The organism is Mycobacterium sp. pR1184, assembly GCF_041287235.1.
Taxonomy (GTDB): Bacteria; Actinomycetota; Actinomycetes; order Mycobacteriales; family Mycobacteriaceae; genus Mycobacterium.
The window spans coordinates 150,414-168,429 of sequence record NZ_JBGGKR010000004.1; the positions used below are offsets into that span (position 1 = coordinate 150,414).

General features: G+C 63.2%; 20 protein-coding genes and 1 tRNA gene. 13 read left to right on the plus strand and 8 right to left on the minus strand.

Annotated elements, in window-relative coordinates; translation table 11 throughout:
- Positions 1-41 precede the first annotated feature (41 nt).
- Entirely contained in the window at positions 42-1,268 is a 1,227-nt protein-coding gene (locus tag ACAG21_RS08970) for a cytochrome P450 (RefSeq protein WP_370495647.1), read from the minus strand.
- Positions 1,269-1,610: 342 nt separating this feature from the next.
- Here ACAG21_RS08970 and ACAG21_RS08975 point away from each other — a divergent pair, with 342 nt between their 5' ends.
- The 8 genes from ACAG21_RS08975 to ACAG21_RS09010 all read left to right on the plus strand — a co-directional run bounded on the left by ACAG21_RS08975 (position 1,611) and on the right by ACAG21_RS09010 (position 8,684).
- Positions 1,611-2,300 carry a TetR/AcrR family transcriptional regulator gene (locus ACAG21_RS08975; protein ID WP_370495648.1) on the plus strand — a complete coding sequence of 230 codons (690 nt, stop codon included), beginning with the start codon at positions 1,611-1,613 and terminating at the stop codon, positions 2,298-2,300.
- A 210-nt stretch (positions 2,301-2,510) separates the two neighbouring features.
- Entirely contained in the window at positions 2,511-4,859 is a 2,349-nt protein-coding gene (locus tag ACAG21_RS08980) for a CaiB/BaiF CoA transferase family protein (RefSeq protein WP_370495649.1), read from the plus strand.
- A gap of 3 nt (positions 4,860-4,862) precedes the next feature.
- Positions 4,863-5,063 (plus strand): ferredoxin, encoded by a 201-nt coding sequence (locus ACAG21_RS08985; protein WP_370495650.1) that lies wholly within the window; start codon positions 4,863-4,865, stop codon positions 5,061-5,063.
- The gene (locus tag ACAG21_RS08990; RefSeq protein ID WP_370495651.1) at positions 5,060-6,175 is read left to right on the plus strand and encodes an NDMA-dependent alcohol dehydrogenase; all 1,116 of its coding nucleotides are present in this window, start codon (positions 5,060-5,062) and stop codon (positions 6,173-6,175) included. Before ACAG21_RS08985 ends, ACAG21_RS08990 begins: the two co-directional genes overlap by 4 nt.
- Positions 6,176-6,228: 53 nt before the next feature.
- On the plus strand, positions 6,229-6,642 hold the full coding sequence (locus ACAG21_RS08995) for a limonene-1,2-epoxide hydrolase family protein (protein WP_370495652.1): 414 nt from the start codon (positions 6,229-6,231) through the stop codon (positions 6,640-6,642).
- Positions 6,643-6,721: 79 nt separating this feature from the next.
- Positions 6,722-7,120, plus strand: a complete 399-nt coding sequence (locus tag ACAG21_RS09000; protein WP_370495654.1) for a nitroreductase family deazaflavin-dependent oxidoreductase — start codon at positions 6,722-6,724, stop codon at positions 7,118-7,120.
- A gap of 389 nt (positions 7,121-7,509) precedes the next feature.
- On the plus strand, positions 7,510-7,977 hold the full coding sequence (locus ACAG21_RS09005; RefSeq protein WP_370495655.1) for a MarR family winged helix-turn-helix transcriptional regulator: 468 nt from the start codon (positions 7,510-7,512) through the stop codon (positions 7,975-7,977).
- Entirely contained in the window at positions 7,977-8,684 is a 708-nt protein-coding gene (locus ACAG21_RS09010) for an NAD(P)-dependent oxidoreductase (RefSeq protein ID WP_370495656.1), read from the plus strand. The genes ACAG21_RS09005 and ACAG21_RS09010 overlap by 1 nt, the downstream gene beginning before the upstream one ends.
- Positions 8,685-8,924: 240 nt before the next feature.
- On the opposite strand, the gene ACAG21_RS09015 is transcribed toward ACAG21_RS09010, so the two are convergent.
- Entirely contained in the window at positions 8,925-9,308 is a 384-nt protein-coding gene (locus ACAG21_RS09015; RefSeq protein ID WP_370495657.1) for a type II toxin-antitoxin system death-on-curing family toxin, read from the minus strand.
- Positions 9,305-9,511: a CopG family transcriptional regulator gene (locus tag ACAG21_RS09020; protein ID WP_370495658.1), complete on the minus strand. Its 207-nt coding sequence runs from the start codon at positions 9,509-9,511 to the stop codon at positions 9,305-9,307. The genes ACAG21_RS09015 and ACAG21_RS09020 overlap by 4 nt, the downstream gene beginning before the upstream one ends.
- A gap of 50 nt (positions 9,512-9,561) precedes the next feature.
- Between ACAG21_RS09020 and ACAG21_RS09025 the strand changes: the two genes are divergently transcribed.
- Positions 9,562-10,023, plus strand: coding sequence for a PPE domain-containing protein (locus tag ACAG21_RS09025; protein ID WP_370495897.1), 462 nt, complete (start codon positions 9,562-9,564; stop codon positions 10,021-10,023).
- Between the two features lie 470 nt (positions 10,024-10,493).
- Here ACAG21_RS09025 and ACAG21_RS09030 read toward each other — a convergent pair whose 3' ends face one another.
- Positions 10,494-10,634: a hypothetical protein gene (locus ACAG21_RS09030; protein WP_370495659.1), complete on the minus strand. Its 141-nt coding sequence runs from the start codon at positions 10,632-10,634 to the stop codon at positions 10,494-10,496.
- A gap of 708 nt (positions 10,635-11,342) precedes the next feature.
- Here ACAG21_RS09030 and ACAG21_RS09035 point away from each other — a divergent pair.
- A complete protein-coding gene (locus ACAG21_RS09035) occupies positions 11,343-12,086 on the plus strand; it encodes a YoaK family protein (protein WP_370495660.1) in 744 nt (247 codons plus the stop codon).
- 541 nt (positions 12,087-12,627) lie between these two features.
- Here the strand turns inward: ACAG21_RS09035 and ACAG21_RS09040 are convergent.
- The 4 genes from ACAG21_RS09040 to pgm form a co-directional block, all read right to left on the minus strand.
- Positions 12,628-12,771, minus strand: a complete 144-nt coding sequence (locus ACAG21_RS09040; protein WP_370495661.1) for a hypothetical protein — start codon at positions 12,769-12,771, stop codon at positions 12,628-12,630.
- Positions 12,772-13,048: 277 nt separating this feature from the next.
- Positions 13,049-13,124, minus strand: a tRNA-Ala gene (locus ACAG21_RS09045).
- A gap of 56 nt (positions 13,125-13,180) precedes the next feature.
- On the minus strand, positions 13,181-14,380 hold the full coding sequence (locus tag ACAG21_RS09050; protein ID WP_370495898.1) for an MFS transporter: 1,200 nt from the start codon (positions 14,378-14,380) through the stop codon (positions 13,181-13,183).
- A gap of 53 nt (positions 14,381-14,433) precedes the next feature.
- A complete protein-coding gene (pgm, locus tag ACAG21_RS09055) occupies positions 14,434-16,065 on the minus strand; it encodes a phosphoglucomutase (alpha-D-glucose-1,6-bisphosphate-dependent) (RefSeq protein ID WP_370495662.1) in 1,632 nt (543 codons plus the stop codon).
- Positions 16,066-16,145: 80 nt separating this feature from the next.
- On the opposite strand from pgm, the gene crcB (ACAG21_RS09060) reads away from it, so the two are divergent.
- Genes crcB (ACAG21_RS09060) through ACAG21_RS09070 form a run of 3 tightly spaced genes read left to right on the plus strand, consistent with a single transcriptional unit; the run spans position 16,146 to position 18,003 of the window.
- A complete protein-coding gene (crcB, locus tag ACAG21_RS09060) occupies positions 16,146-16,544 on the plus strand; it encodes a fluoride efflux transporter CrcB (RefSeq protein WP_370495663.1) in 399 nt (132 codons plus the stop codon).
- Positions 16,541-16,909 (plus strand): fluoride efflux transporter CrcB, encoded by a 369-nt coding sequence (crcB, locus tag ACAG21_RS09065; protein ID WP_370495664.1) that lies wholly within the window; start codon positions 16,541-16,543, stop codon positions 16,907-16,909. The genes crcB (ACAG21_RS09060) and crcB (ACAG21_RS09065) overlap by 4 nt, the downstream gene beginning before the upstream one ends.
- Positions 16,906-18,003 (plus strand): DUF190 domain-containing protein, encoded by a 1,098-nt coding sequence (locus tag ACAG21_RS09070; RefSeq protein ID WP_370495665.1) that lies wholly within the window; start codon positions 16,906-16,908, stop codon positions 18,001-18,003. The genes crcB (ACAG21_RS09065) and ACAG21_RS09070 overlap by 4 nt, the downstream gene beginning before the upstream one ends.
- The last annotated feature ends 13 nt before the right edge of the window (positions 18,004-18,016 follow it).

Below are 18,016 nucleotides of genomic sequence, written 5' to 3' on the forward strand. Positions count from 1 at the left end.
TTACGTTGGCACGAAGCGATATTGGCGCTCTTACGCCGCCCTCAATCGGCGACGCGGGTACCCGCCGTGAACACGACGGGTAGGGCGCGATAGCCTCGAGTGACCGAATTCCCATGAAAGTCGACTTTCGCCCCACGGGGAATGACGTAGTCGGGTATGCGATTCAGGGTCTGTTCGACGCCCACCCGGAACTCGAGTCGGGCGAGATTCGAGCCTAGGCAGCGATGGACGCCGGCGCCAAACCCGAGGTGGCGGTTCGCCTGTCGATCGAGAAGGCACTTGTTCGGCTCGTCAAACTCGCGAGCGTCGCGATTGGCGGCCGCATAGTTCACGACGACCGTCTCACCGGGACAGAACTTATGGCCGCTTAACTCAACGTCTTCGGCAACTGAGCGGTGCAGTCCGTGGACCGAACCGGCGAACCGGATGAATTCCTCTATCGCCGTGGGCATCAGCTGGGCATCGCGGACAAGTCGGTCACGCTCGGACGCATGGGTGCCCAAGTAGAAGAAGGCGAATGACATTGCACTAGAGGTTGTTTCGAGTCCGGCTTGCACCAGCAGCATTACATTCGCGACCACGTCGTCGAAGCTCAACTTCTCGCCGTCGATTTCGGCAGCCAGCAAGACATCGATCAGGTCGTCACGCGGCGGTTCACCACGGCGCCTGTCGATCTCCTCGCGGACGCGGAGGTAGAGCTTGGTCATCGAATCGTTTCGGACCTCTTCGCTCTCACCATTGATCGCGAGGTCAGCCGTTTCGATGTAGAGCGGCACGTCCTCAACGGGCATACCCAGGAGATGCCGGAAGAACACGATCCCGGGTTGCTGCCATGCGACATCGGCGAGATCACCACGCCCCGATTCGATGAAGGTGTCGATCAACCCGTCGGTGACCGCGCGCACCTGGGGCTCAAGGTCTTTCATCCGACCCGGAGAAAAATACGGGTTGAGAACTTTGCGCAGCTGCTGCTGCCGCGGCGGATCCAGGGTGATGACGATGTCGCCGAACGACATCGGGTTGCCTTCGAGCCCAACGGGTTTGCTGGAGAAGCTGCGCCAATCGCGCAAGATCTCGTAACAGTCGTCGTAGCGGGTGGCCACCCAAGCGCCCCCCGGCGTGGGACTCAAGAAAGGGACGTCCTGGTGGCTGAACGGTCCGTTCTCCCGCATCACCGCGTAGACCTCATAGAGGAATTCTTGGTCGTTGAAATCGTCGTGGCGAAGATCGAGGTTCTGGGCGTGTTCTTCCGGCGACTTGCTCACCATGGGTAGTCCTTTCCGGGCTCGCTCGCGAGCAGCCCGAGACCAGGACAAGGCGGGCGGTCAGCCCGGACGGACAGGCCCGAACGGGAGACAGTCCCCATTCCCGCTACCCCGCACTCGTGCCCCTGTCCATGTGCCATCTGCGCCGGCCCTCGAATTTCTCGCACACGCCGAAATTTGCTTAGGCAGCACAGTAAGTCGTCGTCCACGCGGAGTCAAGTGACACTCGATAACTGACAGTGCACCCTGCTACCCACTTACCGCTTTGCGAGCGGACAAGACGAAGTGGCTCGGCACGCTTGCGCGCTTCCTCTCAAAACACGCGTGCTGGCTAAGCTATGTGTGATGACTACAGGTGCGCGGCGGCGAGTTCGCGACAAGGACGGCAAGCAACGAGCCCTCCTTGAAGCTGCTGCCGAGGTCTTTGCCGAAGCGGGATACGCGGCCGCGGCGACAAAGGAGATCGCCCGTCGCGCCGACTGCTCGGAGGCGATGCTGTTCCACTACTTCGGGGACAAGCGAGGCATTTTTGAGCAAGTTGTTGCTCGACAGATCGCGGACCTCGTCGGTGAGGCTGAAGAGCAAGTCGTGGCGGCCCTGCCAGCGCGCTTCGAGGACTACATCGAGCAACTTTTCTTTGCCAGGCTGAGGATCGATGACCGCAACAGCGGCGTTCCAGGCTGGGACATTTCCAGTCGGGCGTTGTCAGACCCGGACTTCTCGGTGCGCGTGCTGCAACCCAATCACGCGCGCCGTACGGCCGTCATCGCCGAGGGCGTTCGGCACTATCAAGCCGCCGGGCAAATCAGGACCGATGTCGACGCCGACTTGTTCGCCGAGCTGCTGGCCAACTTCATCATCTTCACGACAAGCCTGGGACCGCGCTGGTTTGGCACGGACGAGGAAGATATCCGGGCGCAAATCGAACTGGGTTCGAAGATCTTCGCCAAAGGGGTAACCACATCGACTAGGACGCCGCCCGCCAAGCGACCCCGGCGGGCTGGGCGGCCCACGAAGGTGCGCGCGGCCGACTAGGGATCCGCGAACTCAACCCACACCACAGTTATCGAGTCGCACTTGACACCCCAGCTTTGCCGTCACTAGCGTCGTTGCCAGACAGACCGCAGCCATGCGGACGCGGAGCGCCTGCTCGGTCGGCACGAGCGTGAGGACAGAAATGGCGGGTGTGCTCATCGGTGCGAGAAATGCCGTTCAGACAACATTGACGCCGGAAATGGCGAGTCGATGAATCCTCTGCGCGGCGTGCGTGTTGTGGAGTGGGCGACCGAAATCGCCGGCCCGTACTGCACCAAGATGTTCGCCGACCTCGGAGCAGAAGTCATCAAAATAGAGCCCGCAGAAGGGGATCCGTTCCGGCGCAGAACGTTTGGTGGTCGAAGCCGCAGCGACGCGTTGTTCAAGTTCTTGAACGCCGGTAAGCATTCAGTTGTCGGCACTGCGCTGTCCGACGTGGAGGACCTGATCGTTTCCGCCGATGTGTTCGTCGATTCTCTTGGCCCTGGGGCACTCGACCGCGAGGCCCTGCTACGGCGCGCACCACACCTGGTGATCGTGGCGTTGTCTGCGTACGGATTGACCGGACCGTACCGGGACCGGCCCGCAACGGAGTTCACGATCCAGGCTGAGAGCGGAACGCTGGCGTTGCGAGGTCGTCCGGACCAACCGCCCATTCAAGCGGGTGGTCGAGTCTTCGAATGGGTGATGGCCAGTTATGCCGCCGTCGGGGCGCTTGGCGCATTGCGTCGGGCTCAACTCGGCGGCACAGGCGAAATCATCGACTGCTCATTGTTGGAGGTTTGCCACCTCAGCGCCGGCGGATTCGCCGACCTCTACCACGAGCTGGCCGGCCGTCCCCCACTGAATGTGCCTGCCCGCCAAGTTGAAATCCCCTCCATCGAACCGAGCTCGGATGGATGGGTGGGCTTCAACACCAATACCCGCCAGCAATTCGAGTCCTTCCTCGCGATGATCGGCCGACTGGACCTGCTCGACGACGACCAAGCCTGGGCCGTGGCCACGACCCGGTGGGAGCGCCGGGAGGAGTGGGATCAGATCGTGCGGGAATGGACGACGGCACGTTCCACGGACGAGATCGTGGCGCTGGCCTCCGATCTGCGGATCCCTGTCTCACCGGTCAACAATGGCCAGACGGTGTTGAACCATCCTCAATTCGCGGCGCGCGGCGTGTGGGGCACCTATGCCGACGGCAGCTTTTGCCACCCGTTGGCTCCCTATCGGATCAATGGCCGGCGGCCCGCCCCGACCGACGTTGCTCCTTCGCTCGGCGAAATGACAAAAGCACCCGCCCGCAGCAAGATTGCGAGTACTGCCGGCTCGGCACCGCAACTTCCGCTGCAAGGCGTACGAATTCTCGACGCGACAGCATGGTGGGCTGGCCCCTCCTCCACGCACATTCTCGCCGCACTGGGTGCTGAGGTCATCCACCTGGAGTCGACCGGCCACCCTGACGGCGCACGGATGGCGGCCGCAGCCTTTGCCGATCAGTCTCAGTGGTGGGAGCGGTCGGGGATGTTCCTGGCGACCAACACCAATAAGCAAGGGCTCACCCTCGACCTGTCCTCCCCCGACGGGCGCCAACTGCTGTTCGAACTCGTGAGATGTTCGGACATCCTGGTGGAGAACTTCTCGCCGCGCGTCTTCGACAATTTCGGTATCACGTGGGAGGCAGTCCGTGAGCAGAATCCTCGAATAGTGATGGTCCGTATGCCTGCGTTCGGTCTCGACGGACCGTGGCGCAACAACGTGGGTTTCGCGCAAACGATGGAACAGATGACCGGAATGGCCTGGGTGACCGGCCATGAGTGCGATCAGCCGCGAATTCCCCGCGGGCCATGTGACCCGCTGGCAGGAATGCACTCCGCGTTCGCCATGCTCACAGGGCTCCGGCGACGTGACGAAACTGGCGAAGGATCCCTCATCGAAGTATCGATGGTGGAGGCAGCGCTCAACGCGGCCGCCGAACAGGTCGTCGAATTTTCCGCCTACGGAAACCTGATCTCGCGAATGGGCAATCGCAGCCGCGACGCCGCCCCCCAAGGGCTTTATCAATGCGCGGGGACCGAACGGTGGCTGGCGATATCGGTCGCGACCGACGAACAGTGGCGGCTGCTGAAATCTGCTCTGGATGAACCGGGCTGGGCGAATGATCCGTCGTTGGATACCCACGAAGGGCGGGTACGGGCACATGATGTGCTCGACAAACATCTCGAGCAATGGGCCGGCCGCCACGATTCCTCAACCGCGGCAGAGTTACTCGTTGGATTTGGTGTTCCGGCTGCGGATTTGGCAGATGCCAGGGTCGGTTCGATGCACCCTCAGCTTGCCGCGCGCGGCTTTTTCGAAAGCCTCGACCATGCCGTCGCGGGAAGCCATCACGTGCCGGCACTTCCCTTCAAGTACCGCAGCGTGGACAAGTGGTATCGGTCGGCGGCGCCGACGCTGGGGCAGCATAATGCCGACATCCTCGGCGACCTCCTCGGCCTCGACGCCGCATCTATTGCGGCGCTGAACGAGCAAGGCGTCATCGGGACCAGACTGGGCGGATTGGACTGAACGTTGAAGCTTCGTGTCGACACAGAAATGTGCCAGGGCCATAGCCGTTGTTACGCAACGTATCCCGATCTGTTCGACATCGACGACGAAGGGATCGCCTTCGTCGTCGTGGAAAATATTCCCCCCGGATGGGAAGACCGGGCGCACACCGCAATCGCGAACTGTCCCGAGCGTGCCATTCATATCGTCAAGGAGTCGCCATGAAAACCAAGGGAGCAGTTCTGTGGGGGCTGAATGAGAAGTGGTCGGTGGAAGAGATCGAACTCGATCCGCCGCGGGAAGGCGAGCTACTCGTCGAATTCGAGGCCACCGGTCTATGCCACTCCGACCACCACATCCGCACCGGCGACATGTTCGGGGTGAATTTCCCGTTGATCGGCGGACACGAAGGGGCGGGCATTGTGCGAGAAGTCGGCCCAGGAGTGCGCGATACAGCGGTGGGAGACCATGTGGTCACCTCGTTCCTGCCCGCGTGCGGTCGCTGTCGCTGGTGCGCCACGGGCCGTCAGAACCTCTGTGATTTCGGCGCGACCATCCTCGCAGGAGTCCAGGCCGACGGCACCTTCCGCCGCCGAGCCAGAGGTCGGGGCATCGGAGCCCTCTCCGGCGTCGGCAGTTTCGCGCAGTGGGGTGTGTTGTCAGAAGCATCTGTGGTCAAGATCGACAACGATGTGCCGCTTTCGCGCGCATGTCTTCTCGGCTGCGGAGTCACCACCGGCTGGGGTTCGGCCGTCAATACCGCGAACGTCAGTCCCGGCGACGTGGTGCTCGTGATGGGCTGCGGAGGGATCGGTAGTGGTGCGATACAGGGCGCGCGACTGGCGGGAGCGGAGCAGATCGTCGTGGTCGATATCGAACCGACCAAGCGCGACAAAGCGTTTCAGTTCGGTGCCACGCACTTTTGCACCTCGATGGAGGAAGCGACCCAGTTGGTTGGTGAGATCACGCGCGGAGTCATGGCCGACTCGGTGATCCTCACGCCGGGCGTGCTGGAAGGGGCGATGATCAACGACGCGCTCAATGCGGTGCGCAAGGGTGGTGTGGTGGTTGTCACCGCCCTGGCATCGATGTCCGACGTGACGCCGACACTGCCGCTGACATTGTTCACACTGTTCCAAAAGCGCCTGCTGGGCAGCTTGTACGGCGAAGCCAATCCGCGGGCCGACATCCCGCGGCTGATCAGCCTCTACCGAAGCGGCAAGCTGCTGCTCGACGAAACCGTTACCACCGAGTACAAGCTCGACGACATCAATGAGGCCTACGACGACATGCTCGCCGGCCGCAACATTCGCGGCGTGATCATCCACGAGCACTGAGCCTGTGGAAACGACCAAAGTTCATTCGCCCACTCGCCGAAAGGAATTCATTCATGTCTTCGCCAGCTGATGTAGTCCGTCAGTTCTGCGCCCTGATGGAGCAGCGCAACGCCGAAGCGTTGCGCCCCCTGCTCGCCGACGGCGCCGTGTATCAGAACGTGGGAATGCCCGCCTTCACCGGACCCGACGCCATCGTCGAGAACATGGCCGCCCAGTTCGCGATGTTCCCCGAGGCCTACGCTTTCGAAGTCGTCAATCTCGCCAGCGAGGGCTCCGTGGTGCTCACCGAACGACTGGATTACATCCAGACTCCCGACGGAAGCAAGCCAGCCATCCCGGTAATGGGGGCCTTCGTCGTCAACGACGACGAGAAGATCACTCGCTGGACCGACTATTTCGACCTGAATCTGACAGTCAAACTCCTTCAAGGCGAGGACGTCAGCGCCCTGGTGCCCGCCACCGCATGAGTCGGGGCCGCACTACCTTGACGGCACTAGCCGCAGCTCCTCAACCAACCGCGAGTTACGTGGTGCGGAAAGAACTTTGATGCGAGTACCCCGCGCCGTCGCGAATTTCAATCGCCGTGTCACGAATCCAGCGGCTCAATCGATCACCCCGTGGCTTCCCTGCCTGGGGACGCTTGAACACGTCGGACGCAAGTCCGGCAAGCGATATCGAACACCTCTGTTGGTTTTCAAAACCCGCGAGGGCTTCGTCATCCTCGTCGGCTACGGGCTTGAATCGGATTGGCTCAAGAACGTATTGGCCGGCGGACCGACAGTTCTGCACAAGCGGAGCAAGGCGGTGCCGTTGACCAGCCCGCGCCTGGTAGGGAAGGCAGAGGCCGCGAAGCTCGTCACACCGGCCTCCCGCTTTTTCTATCGCCTGTTCCCCTACGATGAAGCAGCACTGGTGTTGACGAAGAGCGCTTACACGCTGAGCTGATTGAGCAGCTGACTCACCGGGGTATCGACAAACCGAATCGAGTACCCGAATACGTGTTGTCTTGCCTGGTGAAGCTAGCCGGACGACCATCCGAGTGACGTCGCCCACCGGTTCGGCTACGACAGCCGGTAGAAAGTTCGTGATGTAGAGGCTAGGCGCGGTATATAATATGCACAATTATTATACCCAGGGACTCTGGCGGTGATGCGATCGGAGTTTCGCCCTGCAACATGTCGCGCCTCCTAGCGTGACTGGCCCAATCACGCTGTATATACCCATGACTGGTCGGACATGCCATCAGGTTCGCGAGCCACTACGGCTTCACTCGACGGCGAGAGGATGTACAGCAACCGGGCTAAAACATAATGTCCGAATGTATAGTCGTAGACATGGCGAACTCGGAACACGGCATAGACAGGGTCGCCGAAGCCGTCCGACAGGCTGCGCTTTTGGCAATGCGTCACTTTCTCAATCGCGACGAGCTCAGCGTGTCTGCGATGGAGGTGTTGCACACCTTAAGCGTTGACGGCCCGACTCGGCTCACCACGCTTTCGGAGGCCATTCACATCAGCCAGCCGGCGATGACCCAGTTGATTCAACGCCTTGGCCGCCGCAACTTGGTGGCTCGCCTGGCCGACCCGGAAGACGGCCGCGCAACCATCGTCAATCTCACTGAGAGTGCGCGAAATCTATTGCGCCGGCTGCGCAACGATGACAACGAAAAGCTCGGCGCCCTCTTGGCGACGCTCTCCGAGCGCGATCAAGAAGCGCTACGGCTTGCTATGTACGTCGCCGGGCCGATCATTCAACGACTCAATGAAAACGCCGCACTGCTGGCGCAGGCCACCACCGGATAGTGCGCGATACCCGCCGCCGCATGTCATCCATTGAAGGGAAAACAATGATCAGCCTGCTTGTCCTCGGAGGCAGCGGCCGCACCGGTGTCCATGTACTGGCGCACGCCGCCACACGCGGTCACCGCGTTCGTGCTCTGGTGCGCAACCCTGACGTTGTCCGGGCCCCGGCTGGCGTGGAACTCATCGCCGGCACGCCTTGCAATATCGATGACATCCGCAAGGCCGCCCAGGGTACTGAGGCGGTGATCAGCACGCTCAACAACTCGCGCGCCTCGGACAATCCCTGGGCCAAGGCCGTCAGCCCGCCGATGTTCATGACCGACGCGACCCGCAACGTCCTGACCGTGATGGGCGAGCAGAACGTCCGTCGGATCGTCATCAATTCCACGATGGGCGCGGGCGACGACTGGGCTCGCCTCAACCCGATGGCTAGGTTGTTCATCAACATCTCCAACATCAAGGCCGGCTTCGTCGACCACAGCGGCGTCGACAAGATCGTGCGCGCCTCCGATACCGACTGGACTCTGGCCAGGGCAGTCGCCCTGACCGACAAGCCGGCCAGCGGTCCCGTGCGGGCCGCGGAGGCGGGCACCGAAAAGCCCGGCACCTGGATCAACCGCGCCGACCTCGCTGCTTTCCTTATTGACACCGTTGAGCACGGCACCTGGATCCACCAGGCGCCGCTTGTCTGGAATGCCCGTGGCTGATACGCCATCGGGCCGGCCCTACGGCCCGGTTCCGATGTGTCACGCCGATCCCGACGCAACTTGAGAAAGTGCCTGAGGTGCCTAAGTGATTGGAGCTAAGGGGATTCGAACCCCTGACCCCCACACTGCCAGGAGCAGGCAGGAACCGTGAACAGGGACGATGCCGGCGTTTCGGCAGTGTAGGGGTGGTGGTTGAGGGAGCAATTGTCGTCGCGGTTGTCGTCAACATTTTGGTCTAGCTCAATCCTCTTGGTAGCCCCAACTGCGCAGTCGTTCCGCGATCTCGTCCAGACCGGTGATTGCGCCAGTGGCGACTCCGATCACGAAGTCGAAGCGCTCGTTCTCCGGCGCCTTAATCCAGTGAGCGTTGATGGCCAGGAAGGTCCGACAGGCTGTCCAGGCGAGTCGCTTGTTGCCGTCCACCAGCGCATGATTGCGAGCCAGGGACTGCAACAGCGCGGCGGCCTTCAGGTGAAGATCCGGATAGGCATCCTGGCCAAACACTGTGGCGCGAGGCCGTGCCAGCGCCGATTCAAGCAAACCGTAGTCCCCGACTACGACATCGTTCCCGACGGCCGCTCGGGCAATGTCTAGCAAATCTTCGAGATCCAGGAACTCGGTCACGCGTCCTTAAGACGCTCCAACACCCCGGCCTCCTCGCGCACGACACGTTGGAGCGCCGCGGCCACCTTGGCCTTGTGCGCTCGTCGGGCGATGTACTCGTCGACGGCAGACAGCGCAACAACCTGCATCGAACGACCTTCGATTGCAGCTTGCCGTCGCAGCGCCTCCGCCTGCTGCTCACTGAGCCGCAAAGTCATTCCCATAACGCGAATGGTACCAGATTGATACCACTTCCTCGAGAAGAGTAGGCAACCTGTCCGGCGGTTCCCAAACGAGGCCGTATCTGGCTTGGCTCAATTCCGCTGCAGCCCAAGCCGAGCAGGTCGGAACGCAAGCCAATGCGGCCGCGACGGCGTTCGAGGCCGCGTACGCCGCGACGGTGCCGCCATCGGTCGTGGCGGCTAGCGGCAATCTGCGGGCGGACCAGGCTGCCACCAACATCTTCGGACAGAACACCCCGGCGATCGCGGCCGCCGACGCCGAATACGCCGGAATGTGGGCGCAGGATGCCGAGGCGATGAACGGCTATGCCACCGCTTCGAACACCGCGGCACAGATCGCGCCGTTCACCTCGCCACTGACCAACACCACCCCCGGCGCGGCGGAGCGCCACAGTCGGACCGTAACTCAGGCGGCCAACTCGCCGGAAGTCAATTCAGTCAGAATGTATTCTGGCCCCGGATCCGGATCGATGCTGGCTGCAGTCGCCGCCTAAAACACGCTGGCCCAACGAAATACATTCTGCGGCAACTGCTTACGATTCGATACTGAGGGAGCCGGCAGTCAAGCACGATTCTCCCTGGTGCTAACAGGTAGCGGCTGCATCGGCGGCCGCACACCAACCGGCATCGACGTGAAGCTCTGCGGGAGAAATCTCACGCGTCACGGCGATCCGGGCCCGCTTCCCTCACAAAGGCCATCGAAGTGCTCCTATCAGCGCGAAGTCCCGCACCTGCATGCGGTTGTTCTCGCACTCCCTTAAGTACCCTACCGGGGTAGCAATGCCTTCATCAACGCTATAAGAATCCGCGCAATCGCACCGTCGCCGTGCAAGTGCCGCCGCCACATAGAGGCCTGGCTGCCCGACCCGCACGGGACCTAAGGCCCTACCCGGTAGGGGTATCTACCTACGACACTGGGAGGCGCGAGGGCAACACGACCAAGACAGGAGAGTCTCATGAAATCTCAGACGAAAACGGCGATCGCGCTGTTCGGAGGAGCAGCAACGCTGGTCTTAGCTATCGGATTCGGCGGCAGCGAATTGGCAAGCAGCACGACCACACCGATTGCGACCCCGACCTCCAGCGTGACGCCGGCGTCCCCCACCGCAGCCGGTCCTGACTTTGCGGCTCCCGGTGGTAGCGATGGAGCGGGAGCACCCCCCACCGGCATAATCGTGTCGCCGCACCCTACGCCCCCTATGCCGCGCCCAAACCCCACGCCCTGACGGCGTACGGTCGTTCGGCGCCGGTACGCATAAACCGCGGCCAGTGTACCCCCATGGGGTACACTGGCGCTTTCCTCGCCACGCGATTTGCGATCTGAACCCACGGACAAGTTCATCCGCGCCGAAGGGCTTTGAGCCTTGCCGCTGACCCCATTCGACCTCGTCGTCGCGGTCGGTAGACCTCGGCGATTTTCGGCGCAACCGGTTTGGCCGGCCGCAACTACACGATGATCGGGTTAATGCACAGCTGAGCGCCGACGACAACCTTTCGCCGCACCCGGCGCACCAGCGGCCGGCGCAGTCAACGAGCGGCGGCCGCCGCCGAGAGGCGTTGGGAGATAGCATCATAGGCTCGTTTTCGTGGTTGGGTTGTCATGCGACCAATTGCCTTCCAGGCAATACCAGGATCGCGCTGGCCGGCGGCGAGGCCTGCTGTTGTGGCGCACGCTGATTCGAGCGAAGGTCACGATGGTACTGACACCTACCGAGACGAACGCGTCAACGGCAATGCGCAGATGGGCCACAAAGCTGCAGAGATTTACTGGCATTGCGCGTGAACCCCCTTGTGTGCTTTTAGGATTAGCCGTATGCGCGAGAGGTTCGATAGCGAGACACGGTTGTCATGGATACTGGCCGGGCTGGCCGGGTTGGTTGGCGCCGTGGCGTTCACTCACTCCGCGGGATACTTCGTGACCTTTATGACCGGCAACACCGAACGTGCGGTGCTGGGCTACTTTCGCGATCAACCCTGGCTGGCTCTAACAGCGGTGCTGCTGTTGGCGGCCTTTGTCACTGGCGTGGTCGTTGCGTCGTTGTGCAGGCGCCATCTGTGGGTGGCGCATCCCCATGGCCCGACCGTTCTGACCGCCTTGTCTCTGGGCGCCGCCACCACCGTCTGCATCGCCACACACGGGTGGTCGGCAGCTGGCGACCTCTCGTTCGTACCAATCCCGTTCGTCGCGTTCGGCATTGGCGCACTCAATACTTCCTTTGTCAAGGACGGCGAGGTATCAACCCCGCTGAGCTACGTGACCGGGACGCTGGTGAAGATGGCCCAGGGCATCGAACGTCACATCAGTGGCGGCTCGGCGGCCGCGTGGCTGGGATACTTTCTGCTCTACCTAAGCTTCGTCGTCGGCGCCACCATCGGCGGAGGTATTAGCTTGGTTGCCAATGGATCCCAGATGTTAGCCCTCGCCACCGGCGTGTGCTCGCTAACCGCCGGATACACCCATTTCCACGGCGACCGCCGTGTCCTATTGCGGGAGTCCAACAGCCAACGTCAGTCTGGCCGTGCGTTGCTCAGAATGATCCGGAAGAAGTCCAGTTGACGGACTCGCGACCCCAGTGCGCGAATGTAACTGCCCTGCCCGAACAGATCTACTGGACCGGTTAACGGGGTCCCGTCACCACCGGCGGGTGTCAGCGCATTGGCACGGTCACACAGTGAGGCTCATGAAATACGATCGCGAGCAAGGCGCCCGAAAAACGTTGATGGCAAATGGTTTCTGCTCGCGGCACGCCGTCTCACCCGGGCCGGGATCGTCCGGCTGGTGCGTGAACGCGATGACCGGCTGTACCCGTTGGTCCCCATGCGGAGACCTAAGCGCCTACCGGGTATGGGCTCAGGGTGCCGACGATGGGCACAGGGCGGACGACACGATTTAGATGGAGAGGTCTGATGAAATCTGAACCTAAGGACGGCGATCGCGCTGTTTGGTGGTGCAGCTGTGCGCCGCCCACTACCCCTTCCTCCAGCATGACGCCACCGCGTGCACCGTCGACCGCTCCCGGAACTCCCGGCCCCGGCGGCCCTTCCACCACAGGGAATGTACCCAGCGCTTTGGGCGGTTGCCTTCCGCACATGAATTGTTAGACCCCGACCACGCGGCGCGCTGTTGAGGTGATCGCATGCGGGCGCTGGCAGAACGCTCGTCCGCTGCGGTGGCGATGGCGGTTATAGCTGGTGGTGACCGGTTCCTTCACGCCCAGTACCAGACCTTGGTGGACGGCCATGTCCCCTCGTTGTCAACCAGCATCACGCCCCACTATGGGTGTGCCGCCAGCGACGGTGCAGCAGATGCTGCGTCACAGCTCGATCTCCCTCACAACCAACACCTACGTCGAGATAATCGAGGCCGTACAACGTGACGCGTTGGACGCGAATGGCCGACCTTTTCGCGCACGCGGAGGAAGGCCCGATCCCTCAACCGGAGCCGTCAAGGGGCCTGCCGTTGTCGTCAAAAGTGTCGTCAGAAGCCTCAAACGAGGTCACTCAAACTGCCATTGATCCTGGTGGAGCTAAGGGGATTCGAACCCCTGACCCCCACACTGCCAGTGTGGTGCGCTACCAACTGCGCCATAGCCCCGAGAAGTTGTGCCAATCGAAGCTACACCACTGGCAACGGTCCTTCAAAACTGCTGATCAGACATCCACCTCAGACGTTGCGAGGTCAGCATCGCGATCCAGCACCGGCCGCGTTTCCGGCGCCACCACCCAGCCGACGGCCGCGATCAGCAGCACGATGCCGCTGATGGTAAAGCCCCAGCCGAAGTTCAACCGCTCGGCCACCCACCCGACCGCCATCGACCCGACGATGGCCCCCAGATCCGTCACCATCTGAATCGCTGCCACCGGAAGACCCGCGCGGGCCTCACTGCCCAGGATGTCGGCGACCGCGGCCTGTAGCGGCGACATGAAGATGCCCGTCGTCGCACCGGACACGCCGGCGACGACGAGAAACATCGGCAACGACGACACGAAGCCCAGCCAGACCGTCGCCGCGCCGGACGCCGCCAGGCCGACGATCAACAACATGCGCCGGCCCATCCGGTCGGACAGATAGCCGCTGGGGACGACCGCCAGGGCGTTACCGCCGGCAAACGCCGCGAGCACGGCACCGATGACGCCGACGCTGCGGTGCATCACGTCGGAGACGAACAGCGGTACCAGCGCGACACGCAGCCCGAACGCAGACCAGCCCGTCGCGAAATTGGACAGCAGCGCCGATCGGTACGCGCGAACCCGCAGCGCCTCTCGCATCGTCACCGTCGATCGCGTGGGCGGCGGCGGCGCGGCCAGCTCCGAATTACGCAGGCTGTAGAACAGCACCACGGCCACACCCAGCAGTGCGACACCGTAGACGACAAACGGAGCGGTCAGCCCCCAGCCCGCCGCCAGGCCGCCGACCGCGGGTCCGCCGACCGCGCCGATCATGAATGAGGTGGTGAACAGCCCCGCGATCCGCCCGCGTGCGTCGGCCGGGCTGATGTGGATCATCAGCCCCAGCGCCGAGACATAGAACATCGTCGACCCGACGCCGCTGAGAACGCGGAAAAGCAGCAGTTGCCAGTACGTCTGGGAAAAGGCGCATGCGGCGGTGGACAACGCCACGATCAGCAAACCACCGATATAGATGCGCCGCTCACCCAACCGCTGTGCCAATAACCCGCTTACCGGCGCGAAACACAATCGAGCCAACGAAAAGGCGGTGACCAAGAATGTCACCGCCTTGATGCTCACCCCAAAGGTACGTGCAAAGGTCGGCAGTGCCGGAGAGACCACACCGTAGCCCAGCGCGATCATGATGTTCGCCCAGCTCAGAATCCAAACTTCGCGCGGCAGGCGAGCTGAACGGAAACCGCGCCCCCCAGCGCGGGCACGACAGAGGGTGAAGGTCACCCAATGACTTTATTAACTACCTCGCGCGCAGTTTCCTGCACCTCGGCCAAATGCTCGGGACCGATGAAGGATTCGGCGTAGATCTTGTACACGTCTTCGGTGCCGGATGGCCGTGCAGCAAACCACGCATTGGCCGTCGTCACCTTCAGTCCGCCCAGCGCGGCGTCATTTCCGGGCGCCGCGGTCAGCTTGGCGGTAATGGGTTCCCCCGCCAGCTCGGTTGCGCTTACCTCGTCAGCCGACAGCTTCGACAACCGTTCCTTCTGCTCGCGGTTGGCCGGTTCGTCGACCCGGGCGTAGAAGGGCGTGCCGTACTTGTCGGCCAGTGCCTGATACCGCTGCGACGGTGTGGATCCGGTGACGGCCAGAATCTCGGAAGCCAACAGCGCCAGGGTGATGCCGTCCTTGTCGGTGGTCCACACCGATCCGTCGCGCCGCAGAAACGACGCCCCGGCCGACTCCTCACCGCCGAAACCGATGGTGCCGCCGATCAATCCGTCGACGAACCATTTGAATCCGACCGGCACTTCGACGAGTTTGCGCTCGATGCCGGCGACCACCCGGTCGATGATCGACGAGCTGACCGCGGTCTTGCCGACCGCGATGCCCGCCGGCCAGGACGGCCGATGGGTGTAGAGGTACTCGATGGCCGCGGCCAGATAGTGATTCGGATTCATCAGCCCGGCGTCGGGCGTGACGATGCCGTGGCGATCCGAGTCGGCATCATTGCCGGTGGCGATCTGGTAGCGGTCCCGGTTTGCGATCAACGAGGCCATCGCGTTCGGCGAGCTGCAGTCCATCCGGATCTTGCCGTCGTGGTCGAGCGTCATGAATCGCCACGTCGCGTCGACGAGCGGATTGACCACGGTCAGGTCGAGGTTGTGCCGTTCGGCGATGGCGGCCCAGTAGTCCACGCTCGCCCCGCCCAATGGGTCGGCGCCGATCCGCACTCCGGCCTTGCGGATCACGTCGAGATCGACCACGTTCGGCAGGTCGGCGACGTAGGCGTCCATATAGTCGTGGCGCTGGGCGGTCTGCAGCGCCCGCGCCAGCGGCACCCGATTAACCCCCGAACCGCCGTCACGCAGAATCTCATTGGCACGCTTGGCGATTGCGTTCGTCGCATCGGTGTCCGCCGGGCCGCCGTTGGGCGGGTTGTACTTGAACCCGCCATCGTAGGGCGGGTTGTGCGACGGCGTCACAACGATTCCGTCGGCCAGCGCATCGGTGCGGCCGCGGTTGTAGCTGAGGATCGCGTGGCTTACCGCCGGAGTCGGCGTGTAGCGGTCGGCCGAGTCGATCATGGCGACCACGTCGTTGGCGGCCAGCACCTCGAGCGCCGACACCCACGCCGGCTCGGAGAGGCCGTGGGTGTCGCGGCCGATGAACAACGGACCCGTGGTGTCGTGCGCGGCCCGATATTCGACGATCGCCTGGGTGATCGCCAAGATGTGGGCTTCGTTGAACGCGCCACCCAGCGCCGAGCCGCGATGGCCGGACGTGCCGAAGGCCACCTGCTGCGCAACGTCGTCGGGGTCGGGTTGGATGGTGTAGTACGCCGTGACTAAATGGGATAGATCGACGAGGTCTTCGGGCTGGGCCGGCTGACCGGCTCGCGGGTTGGCCATGTCTACAGATTGTGCCCGCGTCGGACGCGCACGTCGCTCTACGCTGCGTAGCGCATTGGCAAACGAAAGGGAACCAACCGGTGGCACGACCTGACTATCGCGAGTTGGGTGCGGTTTTTGCCGGCGGAGCGGTGGGCTCGGTCGCCCGCGCGGCCCTGAACACTCTCGCCCAACCCGACCCGGCGACATGGCCATGGCCGACGTTCGTCGTCAACATCGTGGGCGCCTTCCTGGTCGGCTACTTCACCACGCGCCTGTTGGAACGATTGCCGCTGTCGAGTTACCGACGGCCGCTGCTCGGCACCGGATTGTGCGGCGGTTTGACGACTTTTTCGACCATGCAGGTCGAGACGCTGAAGATGCTCGAACACGGCCACTGGCTGCTGGCACTGGCCTACACCGCCACCAGCGTCGTACTCGGGTTGCTGGCCGCGCACCTGGCGACCGCGTTGGTGCGCCGGGTGCGGGTGCGATCATGACGACGTTGCTGGTCTGGGCCGGGGTCGCGCTGATCGGTGGCATGGGATCGGTGTCTCGATTCTTAGTGGACCGCACCGTCACCCGCCGGGTGGCACGGCCTTTTCCGGTTGGCACGCTGGCGGTGAACATCAGCGGCGCCGCGCTGCTCGGCTTCCTCGGCGGCCTGGCGTTGAGCAAGGATGCGGCATTGCTGACCGGCACCGCGTTCGTCGGCGCCTACACCACCTTTTCCACCTGGATGCTGGAGACTCAGCGGCTCGGTGAAGAGCGCCGGACCTGGGCGGCGATTGCCAACATCGTGGTCAGCCTCGTACTCGGCGTCGCGGCGGCACTACTCGGACAATGGTTGGCGGAGCAGCTATGAACCAGCCCTGCCTGAAGTTGACCGCTTACTTCGGCGAACGCCAGCGCGCCGTCGGCGACGCCGGACGCTTCCTGGCCGACGCGATGTTCGACCTGTTCGGCGCCAACGATGTCGCGACCAGCGTGATGCTGCGCGGCATCGCCAGTTTCGGGGCGAGCCATGAGCTGCGCAGCGACGTGTCGTTGAGTCTGTCCGAAGATCCCGCTGTCGCGGTCGCCGCGGTCGACGTGGAGCCGAAGATCCGCTCCCTGGTCGACGACGTCGCCGCGCTGACCGGCCGCGGACTGCTGACGCTGGAGCGGGCGCGACTGGTCACCCGGCAACGGGGTACCGACGCGCTCGGCGACTTCGACGCGCACAACGGCGATGCGGCAAAACTGACGGTGTATGTCGGCCGGCAAGAGCGCGTCGCCGGGAAGGCGGCATACTACGCGGTCTGCGAACGGATGTATCGGCACGGATTCGCCGGTGCCATAGCGCTTCTCGGCGTCGATGGCACCGTCCACGGACAACGCCGGCGGGCACGATTCTTCGGCCGCAACGTCAATGTCCCGATGATGATCATCGGCATCGGGACGACTGAGCAGGTGTGTGCAGCCGCAACGGAATTGGCCGACGTGCTGGCCGAACCACTGCTGACAGTCGAACGGGTGCGCTTGTGCAAACGCGACGGTGAGATGTTCGCCCGCCCGCAGCAGCTGCCGATGACCGACGGCCAGGGACGCACCCTGTGGCAAAAGCTGATGGTGTACACCGCTGAAGCCACCCGGCACGACGCGCTGCCGATTCATCGTGCCCTCGTACATCGTCTGATGCGTTCGGGAACGGCGCGCGGTGCCACCGTGCTGCGCGGCATGTGGGGATTTCACGGACAGCATAAACCGCACGGGGACAGACTGTTTCAGGTTGCGCGACGGGTTCCCGTGACGACCATCATCGTCGACACGCCAGAATCGATCGCGCGCAGCTTCGACATCGTCGACGAGCTGACCGGCCGCCACGGGTTGGTCACCAGCGAAATGGTCCCGGCGGTGTTGTCACTCGACGAGACGCAGCGCCGGGGCGACATTTCGTTGGCCCAGCACGATTACTGACGTCAAAACAATT

Coding starts and splice junctions, on each gene's coding strand:
- ACAG21_RS09020 (WP_370495658.1), bottom strand. CDS start 9,511: ATGGGAATGACTTTGCGGCTCAGTGAGCAGCAGGCGGAGGCGCTGCGA.
- ACAG21_RS08990 (WP_370495651.1), top strand. CDS start 5,060: ATGAAAACCAAGGGAGCAGTTCTGTGGGGGCTGAATGAGAAGTGGTCG.
- pgm (WP_370495662.1), bottom strand. CDS start 16,065: ATGGCCAACCCGCGAGCCGGTCAGCCGGCCCAGCCCGAAGACCTCGTC.
- ACAG21_RS08980 (WP_370495649.1), top strand. CDS start 2,511: ATGAATCCTCTGCGCGGCGTGCGTGTTGTGGAGTGGGCGACCGAAATC.
- ACAG21_RS08995 (WP_370495652.1), top strand. CDS start 6,229: ATGTCTTCGCCAGCTGATGTAGTCCGTCAGTTCTGCGCCCTGATGGAG.
- ACAG21_RS09070 (WP_370495665.1), top strand. CDS start 16,906: ATGAACCAGCCCTGCCTGAAGTTGACCGCTTACTTCGGCGAACGCCAG.
- ACAG21_RS09040 (WP_370495661.1), bottom strand. CDS start 12,771: ATGGCCGTCCACCAAGGTCTGGTACTGGGCGTGAAGGAACCGGTCACC.
- ACAG21_RS09000 (WP_370495654.1), top strand. CDS start 6,722: ATGCGAGTACCCCGCGCCGTCGCGAATTTCAATCGCCGTGTCACGAAT.
- ACAG21_RS09005 (WP_370495655.1), top strand. CDS start 7,510: ATGGCGAACTCGGAACACGGCATAGACAGGGTCGCCGAAGCCGTCCGA.
- ACAG21_RS09035 (WP_370495660.1), top strand. CDS start 11,343: ATGCGCGAGAGGTTCGATAGCGAGACACGGTTGTCATGGATACTGGCC.
- crcB (WP_370495664.1), top strand. CDS start 16,541: ATGACGACGTTGCTGGTCTGGGCCGGGGTCGCGCTGATCGGTGGCATG.
- ACAG21_RS08975 (WP_370495648.1), top strand. CDS start 1,611: ATGACTACAGGTGCGCGGCGGCGAGTTCGCGACAAGGACGGCAAGCAA.
- ACAG21_RS08970 (WP_370495647.1), bottom strand. CDS start 1,268: ATGGTGAGCAAGTCGCCGGAAGAACACGCCCAGAACCTCGATCTTCGC.